Source organism: Caulobacter sp. BP25 (assembly GCF_002737755.1).
Taxonomy (GTDB): Bacteria; Pseudomonadota; Alphaproteobacteria; order Caulobacterales; family Caulobacteraceae; genus Caulobacter.
On the sequence record NZ_PEGH01000020.1, the window covers coordinates 290,379 to 303,811 of the forward strand.

15 protein-coding genes and 2 pseudogenes are annotated in these 13,433 nt (G+C 68.0%); 13 read left to right on the plus strand and 4 right to left on the minus strand.

The genetic code is table 11. The annotated features are described in order from the left end of the window. Positions 1–37: 37 nt before the first annotated feature. The 6 genes and pseudogenes from CSW59_RS20250 to CSW59_RS21565 all read left to right on the plus strand — a co-directional run. Positions 38–784 carry an electron transfer flavoprotein subunit beta/FixA family protein gene (locus CSW59_RS20250; RefSeq protein ID WP_099445758.1) on the plus strand — a complete coding sequence of 249 codons (747 nt, stop codon included), beginning with the start codon at positions 38–40 and terminating at the stop codon, positions 782–784. Beyond that, positions 784–1,725: an electron transfer flavoprotein subunit alpha/FixB family protein gene (locus CSW59_RS20255; RefSeq protein WP_099445759.1), complete on the plus strand. Its 942-nt coding sequence runs from the start codon at positions 784–786 to the stop codon at positions 1,723–1,725. The genes CSW59_RS20250 and CSW59_RS20255 overlap by 1 nt, the downstream gene beginning before the upstream one ends. Before the next feature lie 124 nt (positions 1,726–1,849). Beyond that, entirely contained in the window at positions 1,850–2,902 is a 1,053-nt protein-coding gene (locus CSW59_RS20260; RefSeq protein WP_099445760.1) for a lysine-2,3-aminomutase-like protein, read from the plus strand. Positions 2,903–3,027: 125 nt separating this feature from the next. Beyond that, a complete protein-coding gene (locus CSW59_RS20265) occupies positions 3,028–3,906 on the plus strand; it encodes a 3-hydroxybutyryl-CoA dehydrogenase (RefSeq protein ID WP_099445761.1) in 879 nt (292 codons plus the stop codon). 278 nt (positions 3,907–4,184) lie between these two features. Then, positions 4,185–5,210 carry a helix-turn-helix domain-containing protein gene (locus tag CSW59_RS20270; protein WP_099445762.1) on the plus strand — a complete coding sequence of 342 codons (1,026 nt, stop codon included), beginning with the start codon at positions 4,185–4,187 and terminating at the stop codon, positions 5,208–5,210. 50 nt (positions 5,211–5,260) lie between these two features. Further along, a pseudogene (locus tag CSW59_RS21565) lies at positions 5,261–5,357 on the plus strand (hypothetical protein); the annotation flags it as partial. 86 nt (positions 5,358–5,443) lie between these two features. On the opposite strand, the gene feoB reads toward CSW59_RS21565, so the two are convergent. After that, on the minus strand, positions 5,444–7,363 hold the full coding sequence (gene feoB / locus CSW59_RS20280) for a ferrous iron transport protein B (RefSeq protein ID WP_369825801.1): 1,920 nt from the start codon (positions 7,361–7,363) through the stop codon (positions 5,444–5,446). A gap of 4 nt (positions 7,364–7,367) precedes the next feature. Further along, positions 7,368–7,691: a FeoA family protein gene (locus CSW59_RS20285; protein WP_099445763.1), complete on the minus strand. Its 324-nt coding sequence runs from the start codon at positions 7,689–7,691 to the stop codon at positions 7,368–7,370. Between the two features lie 189 nt (positions 7,692–7,880). On the opposite strand from CSW59_RS20285, the gene CSW59_RS20290 reads away from it, so the two are divergent. The 3 genes from CSW59_RS20290 (at position 7,881) to CSW59_RS20300 (ending at position 10,143) form a co-directional block, all read left to right on the plus strand. Then, the gene (locus CSW59_RS20290; RefSeq protein ID WP_099445810.1) at positions 7,881–9,155 is read left to right on the plus strand and encodes an EAL domain-containing protein; all 1,275 of its coding nucleotides are present in this window, start codon (positions 7,881–7,883) and stop codon (positions 9,153–9,155) included. Positions 9,156–9,232: 77 nt separating this feature from the next. Continuing rightward, positions 9,233–9,460: an Ada metal-binding domain-containing protein gene (locus CSW59_RS20295; RefSeq protein WP_099445764.1), complete on the plus strand. Its 228-nt coding sequence runs from the start codon at positions 9,233–9,235 to the stop codon at positions 9,458–9,460. After that, entirely contained in the window at positions 9,457–10,143 is a 687-nt protein-coding gene (locus tag CSW59_RS20300; RefSeq protein ID WP_099445765.1) for a 2OG-Fe(II) oxygenase, read from the plus strand. The genes CSW59_RS20295 and CSW59_RS20300 overlap by 4 nt, the downstream gene beginning before the upstream one ends. Positions 10,144–10,194: 51 nt before the next feature. Here CSW59_RS20300 and CSW59_RS20305 read toward each other — a convergent pair whose 3' ends face one another. Continuing rightward, positions 10,195–10,761 carry an NnrU family protein gene (locus CSW59_RS20305; RefSeq protein ID WP_099445766.1) on the minus strand — a complete coding sequence of 189 codons (567 nt, stop codon included), beginning with the start codon at positions 10,759–10,761 and terminating at the stop codon, positions 10,195–10,197. 146 nt (positions 10,762–10,907) lie between these two features. Between CSW59_RS20305 and CSW59_RS20310 the strand changes: the two genes are divergently transcribed. From CSW59_RS20310 to CSW59_RS20320, 3 genes are read left to right on the plus strand one after another with little or no spacing between them, the layout of a single operon-like run. Continuing rightward, complete coding sequence (locus CSW59_RS20310; protein ID WP_099445767.1) at positions 10,908–11,768, plus strand: TIGR01459 family HAD-type hydrolase; 861 nt, start codon at positions 10,908–10,910, stop codon at positions 11,766–11,768. A gap of 36 nt (positions 11,769–11,804) precedes the next feature. Further along, positions 11,805–12,251: a MaoC family dehydratase gene (locus CSW59_RS20315; protein WP_201722878.1), complete on the plus strand. Its 447-nt coding sequence runs from the start codon at positions 11,805–11,807 to the stop codon at positions 12,249–12,251. Then, entirely contained in the window at positions 12,251–13,204 is a 954-nt protein-coding gene (locus CSW59_RS20320) for a bifunctional riboflavin kinase/FAD synthetase (RefSeq protein WP_099445769.1), read from the plus strand. Before CSW59_RS20315 ends, CSW59_RS20320 begins: the two co-directional genes overlap by 1 nt. A 4-nt stretch (positions 13,205–13,208) precedes the next feature. Here CSW59_RS20320 and CSW59_RS21570 read toward each other — a convergent pair. After that, positions 13,209–13,310: pseudogene (locus CSW59_RS21570) on the minus strand (hypothetical protein); the annotation flags it as partial. 55 nt (positions 13,311–13,365) lie between these two features. On the opposite strand from CSW59_RS21570, the gene CSW59_RS21040 reads away from it, so the two are divergent. After that, the gene (locus tag CSW59_RS21040) at positions 13,366–13,410 is read left to right on the plus strand and encodes a hypothetical protein (protein ID WP_181242883.1); all 45 of its coding nucleotides are present in this window, start codon (positions 13,366–13,368) and stop codon (positions 13,408–13,410) included. Positions 13,411–13,433 lie beyond the last annotated feature (23 nt).

The window sequence follows — 13,433 nt, forward strand, 5'->3', positions numbered from 1 at the left end:
CAGGAGAAAACGCAAAACCTGGAGGCGGTGAAAACCGATGAAGGTCCTAGTCCCGGTCAAGCGGGTGATCGACTACAACGTAAAGGCCCGCGTCAAGGCGGATCAGACGGGTGTCGACCTCGCCAACGTCAAGATGTCCATGAACCCCTTCTGTGAGATCGCGGTCGAGGAAGCCGTGCGTCTCAAGGAAAAAGGCGTGGCGACCGAGGTCGTCATTGTCAGCATCGGCCCCGCCCAAGCCCAGGAGACGATCCGCACGGCGCTCGCCATGGGCGGCGATCGCGGGATCCTGATCACCTCGGACGCCGACCTCGAGCCCCTGGCCGTGGCCAAGCTGCTGGCCGCCGTGGTCGCCGAGGAGAACCCGAACCTCGTCGTCATGGGCAAGCAGGCGATCGACGGCGACAACAACGCCGTCGGCCAGATGCTGTCGGCCCTGCTGGGCTGGCCGCAAGCCACCTACGCCTCGGCCATCGAGGTGTCAGGTTCGACCGCCAAGGTGACCCGTGAAGTCGACGGCGGCCTCCAGACCCTGGACGTCGACCTGCCGGCCGTGATCACCGCCGACCTACGCCTGAACGAGCCGCGCTATGCGTCTCTGCCCAACATCATGAAGGCCAAGAAGAAGGAAATCGCGAGCAAGACGGTCGCCGACTACGGCGTCGACGTCGCGCCGCGCCTGAAGGTCATCAAGGTCACCGAGCCCGCCAAGCGCTCGGCTGGCATCAAGGTCGAGACGGCCGCTGACCTCGTGTCCAAGCTCAACACCGCGGGGGTGCTGTAATGGGTGTTCTCGTCGTCGCCGATAACGACAACGCGCACCTGCGCGACGCGACCCACAAGACCGTCACCGCCGCCCTGAAGATCTCGGGCGACGTCGACGTGCTGGTCCTGGGCAAGGGCGCCAAGGCCGTGGCTGACGCGGCCGCCAAGATCGCTGGCGTCCGCAAGGTGCTGCTGGCCGAATCCGACGCCCTGGGCCACGGCATCGCCGAAGCCCAGGCCGACGCGGTGCTGGCTCTGGCCGGCGCCTACGACGCGATCCTGGTTCCGGCCACCTCGGGCGGCAAGAACTTCGCGCCGCGCGTCGCCGCCAAGCTGGACGTCGCCCCGATCTCCGAGATCGTCGAGGTCGTGAGCGCCGACACCTTCGTGCGTCCGATCTACGCCGGCAACGCCCTGGAGACGATCCAGTCCAGCGACGCCAAGAAGGTGATCACCGTCCGCCCGACCGCCTTCCCGGCGGCGGCGGAAGGCGGCTCCGCCTCGGTCGAAACCGTGGGCGGCGCTGATGCTGGCAAGACCCGCTTCGTCAGCGAAGAGATGGTCAAGTCCGACCGTCCGGAACTGGCCGCGGCCAAGATCGTCGTCTCGGGCGGTCGCGCCATGGGCTCGGCCGAGGAGTTCCAGCGCGTGATCGAGCCGCTGGCCGACAAGCTGGGCGCCGCCGTCGGCGCCAGCCGCGCGGCCGTCGACGCTGGCTATGCTCCGAACGACTACCAAGTCGGTCAGACGGGCAAGGTCGTGGCGCCGCAGCTCTATGTCGCCATCGGCATCTCGGGCGCGATCCAGCACCTGGCCGGCATGAAGGACTCCAAGGTGATCGTCGCGATCAACAAGGACGCCGACGCGCCGATCTTCCAGGTCGCCGACTTTGGCCTGGTCGCCGACTACAAGTCGGCCGTGCCGGAGCTGATGGACGCCCTGAGCGCGGCCGGGAAGTAACGCGGACCCTCCCCTTCTCCCCTTGCTGGAGAAGGAAAAATCACGAAAGGCCCGGAGGCGACTCCGGGCCTTTTTGCTTGCCGATTTGCCTCCCAGGCGGAAATCCCGCATATCCCCGCGCCTCATGCCCCCCGCCGCCAAGACCCTTCGCGACGCCAAGTCTCTAGCCGAGGCCGGCCTGATTGCGTCCGAGCACCTGTCGGCGCTGGAAGCGGTGGCGGCGCGCTATGCGGTGGCGATCACGCCGGCTATCGCCGAGCTGATCGACACGGCTGATCCTCACGACCCGATCGCCCGCCAGTTCGTCCCCGGGCCCGAAGAGCTGGTCGCCAGCCCCGGCGAGGACGGCGACCCGATCGGCGATGCTATCCACAGCCCTGTGGATGGAATCGTGCATCGCTATCCCGACCGCGTACTGCTCAAACCCACCCACACCTGCGCGGTCTATTGCCGGTTCTGCTTCCGCCGCGAGATGGTCGGGCCCGAGGGGCTGTCGAACCTGACGCCCGCCCAACTGGACGCGGCTTTCGCCTATATCGCCGGCCGACCGGAGATCTGGGAGGTAATCGTCACCGGCGGCGACCCGCTGGTGCTGTCGCCTCGGCGCCTGGCCGAGCTGATCGAGCGGCTGGAGGCGATCGACCACGTCAAGGTCGTGCGCTTCCACACCCGTGTCCCGGCCGTCGATCCCGCCGCGATCACCGACGACCTGGTGGCGGCGCTGAAGCGCTCGACTAAGGCCGTCTATGTCGCCCTACACGCCAACCACGCACGAGAGCTGACCCCGGCCGCTCGGACCGCCTGCGCGCGCCTCGTCGACGCCGGGATCGCCATGGTCAGCCAGACCGTGCTGCTGAAGGGAGTCAACGACGATCCGACGACCCTGGCGGCCCTGATGCGAGCCTTCGTCGAGATGCGGATCAAGCCCTACTACCTGCACCACGGGGATCTCGCCCCCGGCACCGCCCACCTGCGCACGACGATCGAGGAAGGGCAGGCGATCATGCGGTCCCTGCGCGGGAGCCTCTCGGGCCTGGCCCAGCCCACCTACGTGCTCGATATCCCCGGCGGCCACGGCAAGGCGCCGGTGGGACCTAGCTACCTCTCGCCGGGCGCGGTGGAGGATCCGAACGGCCGCCAACACGCCTATCCACCTAGCGGCGATCGAGGCGAATAGCCGCCCCTCGGTTGCGACGCAGCAAAGCCTTGGCGGCGTCGTGGTTTCTCGTGCTAGAAAAGTCGGCATAGTCGAAGAGCGTGGGCGCGGAAGCCCGGCGCGAGATCGAGCGAAGGCTTGCGTTCATGAGTGAGATCAAGACGGTCGGCGTGATCGGCGCTGGCCAGATGGGGGCCGGCATCGCGCATGTCGTCGCCCTGGCCGGTTACGGCGTGAAGCTGCACGACGTTTCGCGCGAGCGGATCGACGCCGGCATCGCCATCATCGAGAAGAACATGGCCCGCCAGGTTGGCCGGGGCATCATCGACGACGCCGCGATGAAGGCGGCCCTGGCCCGCATCTCGCCCGCCGAAGGGCTGGAGGCCGTCGGCGCGACGGACCTGGCCATCGAGGCGGCCACCGAGAACGAGGAGGTCAAGAAGTCGATCTTCCGCAGCCTGCAGCCGCACCTGAAGCCCGATACGCTGCTGGCCTCGAACACCTCGTCGATCTCGATCACCCGCCTGGCCTCGGCGACCGATCGTCCCGAGCGCTTCATTGGCCTGCACTTCATGAATCCGGTGCCGTTGATGAAGCTGGTGGAGATCATCCGCGGCATCGCCACGGACGTCCCGACCTATGAGACCGCCGTGAACTTCGCCAAGTCGCTGGGCAAGATCACCAGCAACGCCGAGGACTTCCCCGCCTTCATCGTCAACCGCGTGCTGGTGCCGATGATCAACGAGGCGATCTACACGCTGTACGAAGGGGTCGGCACGGTCGACGCCATAGACACGGCGATGAAGCTAGGCGCCAACCATCCGATGGGCCCCCTGGAACTGGGCGACTTCATCGGCCTGGACACTGTGCTGAGCATCATGAACGTTCTGCACGAGGGCCTAGCCGACAGCAAGTACCGCCCCTGCCCGCTGCTGGTGAAGTATGTCGAGGCTGGCTGGCTGGGCAAGAAGACCGGGCGCGGCTTCTACGACTACCGCGGCGAGGTTCCGGTTCCGACCCGGTAGCGCTGAAAGAAGAGCGGAACCGTCGCGAATCCAAGATTCAAGACCGTTCCGCTCCCCCGAAGCCAACGGGATGGGGTCCCGTCAGCCAGGTCGCCCGAGCCCTGGCGGGGGGACCGGCGACCAGTTCCGCAGCTCGCCAATTTCCCCCACCGGCGCGCCACGAAAGTGCGCTTGTTCTGGCGCGCCAAAGTCAGGTTGTCATTGACCCGCGATCCACGTTCTCTTGCCTTGCCGTCCCTTCGCGCAGCGCTTTGCAATCGTTTCCCGCTTAGCGCGAAATGAGTGGGTCCGCGCGGAGCGATCTCTGGATTCTGGACGCCCGCGAGCGCGCTGACGCGGCCGAGCAGTACCGCCAGGCCTGCGCCCACCTGTTCGACGTCACCCTGCTGGCCCCGGACGAGGCTTTCTACAATCGGATGGAGGGCTACAACCTCGCCGGCGTGGTCCTGGCGCGCTGCTCTGGCGTGCCCCAGCGCTTCCATCGCAAGCTCTCGCACATCGCCGCTGACGCGTCGGACTCGATCATGGCCGTCCTGGAGCTCAAGTCCGACGGCTGGCGGGGCGACTATGACGGCCGGTCGGCCAGCAGCGAGATGGGCGCGATCCGCCTGATCGACATGTCACGCCCCTTCGACATGGTCACCCAGGCCTACGAGACCATGCACCTGATCTTGTCGCGCGCCGCCCTGGAGCCCCAAGCCGCCGAACTGGACTTTCACGGATGCGTGGCCAGCGAGGACAGCCCCAGCGGCCGCCTGCTGGGCTCGCACCTGCGGGCGATCTGGGCCGGAGCGGGAGCGATGTCGGCGACCGACATGGCCTTGGCGGGCAAGGCGGCAGCGGTGCTGGTCAGCGCCGCGATCCTGGCCCACGCCGCGCCGGCCGGCGATGACATCCGTCCCGTGGAAAAGATGCTTCTGGCCACCGCCCAGCGGTTCGTCGTGCAGAACCTGGCCGGGCCCGACCTGTCGCCCGAGACGGTGCGGCGTCACCTCGGCGTCTCGCGCAGCCTGCTCTACAGGGTGTTCGAGCCAATCGGCGGGGTCAGCGCCTTCATCCAGGCCCGGCGCCTGGATCAGGCCTTCGACGACATCCTGAGCGATGGAGGCGAGCAGCACACCGTGGCCGAGATCGGCTATCGCCTCGGCTTCCGCTCCGACGCCCACTTCAGCCGCGCCTTCCGCGCCCGGTTCGGCATGACGCCCGGCCGCCTGCGGACGCTGGGCGAACCCGCGCGCCGCGAGGGCCTGTCGGCGATCGAGCGGCCCGACGACGTGTTCGCCTGGCTGCGGGGGCTATTGTGAGGGGCGAATAACGCCTTAGCGCCGCATTCAAAATCTTCCCGTCATTTCCCCCCTGTGGCGGGAACACCTCTATCCGCCGCAAGGGCGGGAGGGGCGGACTGCCGAGCAGTCCGCTTGCGTCTCACGTGTCAGCTGAACCAGGGGTTCCCGCTACTCGGCTTGCCCTCGGGCCGGCGAAGCCGGTCCCGTGGGGCGGGAAAGACGGAAGAGAAAGGTGAGAGACGACCTGTCTCCTACCCCGCCCCCAGCGCCACGGCGACGCGGTAGGTCACGAAGGCGGCCAGATAGGCCAGGCCGACCATGTAGAAGAACATCACCGTCGGCCAAACCCAGCTGTTGGTCTCGCGCTTGACCACGCCCAGGGTGGGCAGGCACTGCGGCGCAAAGACGTACCAAGCCAGGAACGACAGGGCGCTGGCCAGGGACCACTGGTTCTTTAGCAGGGTCGACAGCGCGCCCGTCTCGCCGTCCTCGCCGCTCACCGCATAGACGGTGCCCAGCACGGCCACGGCGACCTCGCGGGCGGCCATGCCCGGGATCAGAGCCACGGTCATCTGCCAGTTGAAGCCGATCGGCGCCATTAGCGGGGCCAGGAACTGCCCCAGGCGGCCGGCGATGCTGTAGTCGATGGCCGGACCCGTCGCGCCCTCCGGCGGATAGGGGAAGGTCGACAGCACCCAGACCAGCACCATCAGCGGCAGGATGATGCGACCAGCGCGGGCCATGAAGATGCGAGCGCGCGTCCACAGGTTCATCAAGACGTTGCGCGGCTCGGGCCAGCGATAGGTCGGCAGCTCCATCATGAAGGGCTCGACCGCGCCGCGCCAGAAGAGGCGCCGGATCACGAACGAGACCAGCAGCGCGCTGACGATGCCGCTGGCGTAGAGGCCGAACATCACAAGGCCCTGCAGCGACAGGAAGCCGGCCACGGTCTGCTGGGGAATAAAGGCCCCAATGATCAGGGTGTAGACCGGAATCCGGGCCGAACAGGTCATCAGCGGAGCGACCAGGATCGTGGTCAGCCGGTCCTCGCGGTTGTCGATGACCCGCGTCGACATGATGCCGGGAATGGCGCAGGCGAAGCTGGACAGCAGCGGGATAAAGGCCCGCCCGTGCAGGCCCGCGCCGCCCATGATGCGATCCATCAGGAATGCCGCGCGCGCCATGTAGCCGCTGTCTTCCAGCATCAGGATGAAGAAGAACAGGATCAGGATCTGCGGCAGGAACACCAGCACGCTGCCGACGCCCGCGATCAGGCCATCGGCGACGAAGCTGGTCAGAAGGCCGTGCGGCAGGTGGGCGTTGGTGAACTCAATGAGCGCCGCGAAGCCCGCGTCGATGCCGTCCATGGCGGGCGTAGCCCAGGTGAACACGGCCTGGAACATCACAAACAGCAGGGTCAGCAGGATCACCAGACCCGCCACCGGGTGCAGCAGCACGCCGTCGATCTTGCCGGTCACGGTGTCGGGCCGCTCGGGCGGCTTCACGCAGGCCTTGAAGATGCGCTGGGCCTCGGCGTGGGCGGCGCGGATCTCGGTGGCGGTCGGCTCGCGCCAGACGTTCTCGGCCTCCGGACGACGCGTTGCGACGATGGCCTCGACCTTTTCCAGCAGCTCGGGCAGGCCGCGCTTGCGGGTGGCCACGGTGGTGACGATCGGCGCGCCCAGTTCCTGTGACAGGCGTTCGAGGTCGATGCGCAGGCCCTGGCGCTGGGCGATGTCGAACATGTTGAGGGCCAGCACGAACGGCCGCCCCACCTGCTTCAGCTCCAGCACCAGCCGCAGCACCAGCCGCAGGTTGGTGGCGTCGGCGACGCAGATCAGCGCCTCGGGCGCGGCCTCGCCGGCCAGCCGGCCCAGCACCGCGTCGCGGGTCACCGCCTCGTCGGGGCTGCGAGCGCGCAAGGAATAGGTGCCCGGCAGGTCGAGCACGCGCATCGGACGGCCGCTGGGCGCGGTCAGCACCCCTTCTTTCCGCTCGACCGTGACGCCAGCGTAGTTGGCGACCTTCTGGCGGCTGCCGGTCAGGGCGTTGAACAGGGCGGTCTTGCCGGAATTGGGGTTGCCGACCAGGGCGACGCGGGCTGGCTCCAGCGGCGCGGACTTGCGGGGCGTGTCGGTGGCGGTGGCGGCGACGCCGATGTCAGGGGTCAAGGTCTTAGAGTCCGTGGAACTTCACAGAAACCGCACCGGCCTCCCGCCGGCGCAGCGCCACCCGGGTGTCGTCCACCCGCACGGCGATGGGGTCGCGGCCAAATAGGCCCTGGTGCAGCACCTCGATCGTCGCGCCCTCGACAAAGCCCATTTCCAGAAGGCGCCGCTCGAGCTCCTCGGCGGCCACGGCTTCGGCGGCCCCAGAGACGCCGGTGACCTTGACGATCACGCCCCGATCTCCCGGCCCGGCCACGGCCAGGGGGCGCACGCCCGCCTCGTCGACGACGGCGGGCTTGAATTCGGACGACAGGACGAACGCTTCGGACATAATGGCTCCGACAAGAATGCGAACGATTATCAGCCAAGCGCGCGGATGTCGATTCAGCGATCTCGCCAGAGATGGCGTATAGTGACCGCTAAATCTCCTTGGGACCGTTTGGCGCAGGGGCGTTAATCTATTCGACTCTCGGCGCCCGGACCGGTCTGATGGTTCGTATTGATTCGTGTAGGCGAAATGATGCGTAAGCTGATGCTGGCGCTCCTGACGGGGGCCTATCTTTGTCTGGCCTTGATCGTCTCCCTCTTCCTCTGGAGGATGGGCGCGACCCCGGCTGTCGGCGTCTCGGCCTTCATCGGCATGCTGGGCCTGTGCTTTGCGTTCCACGGCCTCCTGGCCCAGACCTTCCTGGGCGCGGCCCTGCGCATGGACATCGACACCGTCCGCGAGGCTCACTCTATCCTGCTGGATCAGGTCGAGAAGGTGGACGCCCGCGTCACCGACCTGATGGAGGTCGTCGCCGCCGACGCCCAGCGTCGCACCGAGGCCCTGTCCAATGAGGTCAGTCACCTCGAGGACATCGTCCACAAGATGAACGACCGGCTGGAGCGCCAGCTTAGCCAGATGAGCCAGCCGGCCTCCGCCGCCTCGCGCGGTCCGCTGTCCGATCGCGCGCCGCAGGGCGACCGCCTGCTGCGCATGGTGCAAGAGGCCCTGGCCGACAACCGCGTCGACCTCTACCTGCAGCCGATCGTCAGCCTGCCCCAGCGCCGCACGGTCTATTACGAGAGCTTCTCGCGCCTGCGCGACGAAAGCGGCCGCGTGATGATGCCGGCCGAGTTCCTGGCCGTCGCCGAGCCCGAAGGCCTGATGGCCAATATCGACAACCTGCTGCTGTTCCGCTGCGTGCAGATTGTCCGGCGCCTGGCCAAGCAGGACCGCAAGGTCGGCATCTTCTGCAATATCTCGCTGGCCAGCCTGGGCGACGAGGCCTTCTTCCCGCAGTTCCTGGAGTTCATGCAGGAGAACAAGGACCTGGCCGGCGCGGTGATCTTCGAGCTGGGTCAGGACGCCTTCGAGCGCCGCGGCCCGGTCGAGGCTCGCCACATGGCTCGCCTGGCCAGCCTGGGCTTCAGCTTCAGCCTCGATAAGGTCGTGGACCTGGACATCGACTTCCAGGACCTGGCGCGCGCCGACGTGCGCTACCTGAAGGTCGCCGCCCTGATGATGATGAACGAGCTGGAAGAGCAGGACGGCAAGCTGGTCATCGCCTCCCTGCCCGACCTGAACGCCGCCGACTTCGCCTCACTGACCCGCCGCTACGGCATCGAGGTCATCGTCGAGAAGGTCGAGGCCGAGAAGCAGGTCGCCGAGATCCTCGATCTCGACATCGGCTATGGCCAGGGCAATCTGTTCGGCGAACCGCGCGCCATCCGCGACGCGATCCTGTCCGAGGCGGAGCCGCCTTCGGACTTCATGCGCGGCGCTCCGCGTCGTCGGGCCGTGGGCTGGTAGGCTAGCCGAGGCGCCGCAAGCATCGGAATGACGCCGCCCCGCGTTGGCGGCAGGGTCTCCCGCGAAAGGAGCCCCTCATGTCCTACGAGACCGAAGACACCCGCTGGGCCGCCTGGGAGGCGCGCGACCGCGCCGCCGATGGGGCCTTCTTCGTCGCCGTCCGCACCACCGGCGTCTATTGCATCGCCAGCTGCGCCGGTCGGCCACTACGCAAGAACGTCGAGTTCCACGACAGCCGAGAGGCCGCCCGCACCGCCGGCTTCCGCGCCTGCCTGCGCTGCAAGCCCGACCGCGAGGCCGCGTGAGTCTGGACTGGACCCGTACCAGCGCCGAGCTGGACGCGCGCGGCTGGGCCCTGACCGGCCCGCTGCTGAAGCCCGAAACCTGCGCGGGCGTGGCCGGCCTCTATCCGCAAGATACGCCGTTCCGTAGCCGGGTGATCATGGCCCGCCATGGCTTCGGGCGCGGCGAGTACAAGTACTTCGCCTATCCGCTGCCGGAGATTGTTCAGCGCCTGCGGCAGAGCCTCTACGGCCCACTGGCGCAAATCGCCAACCGCTGGGCCGAGCGCCTGAGCCAGGACCACCGCTTTCCCGAGACCCTGGATGAGATGCTGGCCCGCTGCCACGCGGCGGGACAGGTCCGGCCAACGCCGCTGCTGCTGACCTATGGCCCCGGCGACTACAATTGTCTGCACCAGGACCTCTATGGCGAACACGTCTTTCCGCTGCAGGCGGCGTTCCTGCTGGACGAGCCGGGCCGCGACTTTACCGGCGGCGAGTTCGTCATCGTCGAGCAGCGCCCGCGCCAGCAGTCGGCGCCTCAGGTCGTGCCGCTACGCCAAGGCGAGGGCGTTATCTTCGCCGTGCGCGAGCGGCCAGCGGAAGGGACGCGCGGCGTGCACCGGCGGGTGCTGCGGCATGGGGTCAGCGAAGTGCGGTCAGGGCGGCGACGGACGCTGGGGGTGATCTTTCATGATGCGACGTAGGGCGCTGGGGCCGTTCCTCCCCCGCGATGCGGGGGAGCATCCACCTTCCCCTCACCCCATCGGCGAGACGCCGAACAACAGCCGGTGCAGCCCCAACACAAACACCGCATAGAGCGCCGTGCCCGCCACAACCGCGATCACGTCGGCGCGCGGCTTCACCACCACCGGCGGCGGTTCCTTGCGGCTGACGGCGGAGACGAGATCGACCACCGCCCAGGCCAGGAACGCTCCGAACAGGGCCGCCGAGGCCAGATCGCCATTGGCCAGCAGGTGCGCCGCCGACCACAGGATCACACCCAGCAGCATCGGATGGCGCACGGTCGCCTTGATCCGCCCCGTGGGGGCGTTGGCGGTCGGCAGCAGGATAAACGCGATCCAGACGAGACCCATCGCCGCATGCCGCCCCCAGGCCGGCGGGTCATAAACCTGCGGCGCCAGCGGCCGGGCCAGGATCCAGCCCCAGATGATCAGGCCAAACCCGACCAGGGCGATCAGCGAATAGAGCCCCTTCCAGCGCTTTTCGTTGGCGGCGATCTGGGCGTTCCGGAACGGCGCGGCCACGATCCGCACCGAGTGGACGCCCAGGAACAGCGCAAGGCCCAGGATCAATATTGTCATCGGCCCCTCCCAAGGTTGAGGGGGAGGATAGTCATGGAACGCGACGGTTCGGAAGCATCGCCGCGCGGCCTTGAATTCCGCCGGACGCGAGAACAGCTAAGGCCCCTGACATTGACGCCCCGCCTTCCGACCGGTACCGCCCCAGCATGATGGATTTCCCACCTGGCCTTAGCGCCCTTTCCGACCGCTACGACGTGGTGCTGTGCGACGTCTGGGGCGTGATCCACAACGGCGTTGCCAGCTTCCCCGAGGCTTGCGAGGCCCTGACGAAATGGGGCCAGGAGAAGGGCCCGGTGGTGCTGATCTCCAACTCGCCGCGCCCGTCGGCCGACGTGGTGGCGCAGCTGGATAGCCTGTCCGTGCCGCGCTCGGCCTGGAGCGGCTTCGTCACCTCGGGCGACGCGACCCGGGCGCTGCTGAAGGGCCAAAGCCCCGGCAAGGTCTGGAAGATCGGCCCCGCCCGCGATGATGTCCTCTATGACGGCATCGACTTGATCCCCGCCGGTTGCGAGGACGCCGATTTCATCTCGTGCACCGGCCTCTACGAGGACGAAAAGGAAGTCCCCGAGGACTATCGCGACCGCCTGAAGGTCGCCGCCGACCGGGGCCTCTTGTTCATCTGCGCCAATCCCGACCGCGTCGTGCAGCGCGGCGACAGGCTGATCTTCTGCGCCGGCGCCCTGGCCGACCTTTATGAAAGCCTGGGCGGCAAGGTCGTGATGGCCGGCAAGCCCTATGGCGCGATCTACGACCTGGCCCTGGCCGAGGCCGAGCGCCTGCTTGGCCGCCCCGTCGATCGCGACCGCGTGCTGTGCGTCGGCGACGGCGTCATCACCGACGTCAAAGGCGCCCACGACCAGAAGCTGGCCTGCCTGTTCATCGCCAAGGGCATCCACGGCGAGACGGCGATCGGCCCGGACGGGAAGCTGAACCCGGACGCCGTGCGCGCCCTGCTCGACGCCGAACAGGTCGGGGCGACCCATGCCGTCGGCGATCTGGTCTGGTGATCGGGTCTTGCGGCGCTATGCTGCGTGCAACGCACAATAAGAACCCGAGGGGAAAGCGTCGTGCAGGGTAAGTTTCTGGAAGAGCTGAGCGTTGGCCAGACGGCCGAGCTGGTCCGCGTCGTCGGCGAGGCCGATATCGAAGCCTTCGCCGAGGTGACCGGCGACAACAATCCTGTCCACCTGGACGCCGACTACGCCGCCAAGACCGCCTTCGGCGAGCGGATCGCTCACGGCATGCTGTCGGCCGGCTACATCTCCGCGGTGCTGGGCACCACCCTGCCCGGTCCCGGCGCGATCTATCTGTCCCAGGCGCTGCGCTTCAAGCGGCCGGTCAAGATCGGCGACAGCGTCACCGCCCGCGCCACCGTCACCGAGATCGACGCCGCCAAGGCCCGCGTCACCCTCGCCACCGTCTGCCTGGTCAACGGCAAGCCCGTCGTCGACGGCGAGGCCGTGGTCATGGTCCCCCGCAAGGCCGCCTGATGCCCCTGAAGACGATCCAAGCCTGGAAGGACCTGCCCTCCGAAGCGCGCGGCGCGTCGGTGGCGCTGGGCAATTTCGACGGCGTCCATCGCGGCCACCAGCAGGTGATCGCCCAGGCCGCGAAAGCCGCCCTGGCCGGCAAGACCTCGCTGGGCGTGGTCAGCTTCGACCCGCACCCGCGCCGCCTGTTCCGCCCGACCGAGCCGGCCTTCAAGCTGATGACCCACGCCCAGCAGGCCCGCGCCCTGGCCGGCCTGGGCGTCGGTGTCTTCTACCTGCTGCCGTTCGACTTCGAGATGGCCAGCTACGGCGACCGCGAGTTCGTCGAGAAGGTGCTGGTCCAGGGCCTGGGCGTGAAGCATGTGGCCGTCGGCTTCGACATCTCATTCGGCCGGGGCCGCAGCGGCAGCGCCGAGCTGATGAAGGCCTATGGCGAGGAATACGGCTTCACCGTTTCGGTGGCCGAGCCGGTGGGTGGCGCCTCGACCGACGGGGGCGACGAGAAGTTTTCCTCGACCGGCGTCCGCGACGCCCTGCGCGACGGCCATCCCGAGCAGGCCGCGCATATCCTGGGTCGCCCCTTCGCGATCGAGGGCGTGGTGCGGCGGGGGCAGCAGCTGGGCCGGCAGCTCGGCTTCCCGACCGCCAATGTCGAGGTCGAGGACTACGTCGTCCCCAAGCTCGGCGTCTACGCCACCCGCACCCGCCTGCCCGACGGCCGCGAGGTCCCGGGCGTGGCCAATCTGGGCAACAACCCGACGACAGGCATCGTCGAGACGCGGCTGGAGACCTGGCTGTTCGACTTCGACGAGGACCTCTACGGCCAGATCATCGAGACGGATCTCGTGGCCTTCCTGCGCCCGGAGCTGAAGTTCGACAGCCTGGAGCTGATGATCGCGCAGATCCGGCGCGATGAGCAGCAGGCGCGGGCGATCGTCGCGCCGGCGTTTTAGGCGGCTACAGGCCCCCTCCGGGCCTGCGGCCCTCCTCCCCCGGAGGGGGAAGAAGGATCGCGATGGCCTTCCGCCCCCTCTGGGGGCGGACGACCTGCGAAGCAGGTCAGGTGGGGGCAAGTACTGGCTTTGCCGCCGCCCCTCTGCTATCCCGCTGCCCCATGAGTTCCGTTCGGAAGATTTCGCGAATTATCCGCCCGGCGTGACGCCGCCGGACGATCCTCCAGCG

Excerpts from the sequence above, each read along its gene's own strand:
- CSW59_RS20295 (WP_099445764.1), top strand. The coding sequence starts at position 9,233 with ATGTCCTACGAGACCGAAGACACCCGCTGGGCCGCCTGGGAGGCGCGC.
- CSW59_RS20250 (WP_099445758.1), top strand. The coding sequence starts at position 38 with ATGAAGGTCCTAGTCCCGGTCAAGCGGGTGATCGACTACAACGTAAAG.
- CSW59_RS20260 (WP_099445760.1), top strand. The coding sequence starts at position 1,850 with ATGCCCCCCGCCGCCAAGACCCTTCGCGACGCCAAGTCTCTAGCCGAG.
- CSW59_RS20270 (WP_099445762.1), top strand. The coding sequence starts at position 4,185 with ATGAGTGGGTCCGCGCGGAGCGATCTCTGGATTCTGGACGCCCGCGAG.
- CSW59_RS20290 (WP_099445810.1), top strand. The coding sequence starts at position 7,881 with ATGCGTAAGCTGATGCTGGCGCTCCTGACGGGGGCCTATCTTTGTCTG.
- CSW59_RS20305 (WP_099445766.1), bottom strand. The coding sequence starts at position 10,761 with ATGACAATATTGATCCTGGGCCTTGCGCTGTTCCTGGGCGTCCACTCG.
- CSW59_RS20310 (WP_099445767.1), top strand. The coding sequence starts at position 10,908 with ATGATGGATTTCCCACCTGGCCTTAGCGCCCTTTCCGACCGCTACGAC.
- CSW59_RS20320 (WP_099445769.1), top strand. The coding sequence starts at position 12,251 with ATGCCCCTGAAGACGATCCAAGCCTGGAAGGACCTGCCCTCCGAAGCG.
- CSW59_RS20285 (WP_099445763.1), bottom strand. The coding sequence starts at position 7,691 with ATGTCCGAAGCGTTCGTCCTGTCGTCCGAATTCAAGCCCGCCGTCGTC.
- CSW59_RS20255 (WP_099445759.1), top strand. The coding sequence starts at position 784 with ATGGGTGTTCTCGTCGTCGCCGATAACGACAACGCGCACCTGCGCGAC.
- CSW59_RS20265 (WP_099445761.1), top strand. The coding sequence starts at position 3,028 with ATGAGTGAGATCAAGACGGTCGGCGTGATCGGCGCTGGCCAGATGGGG.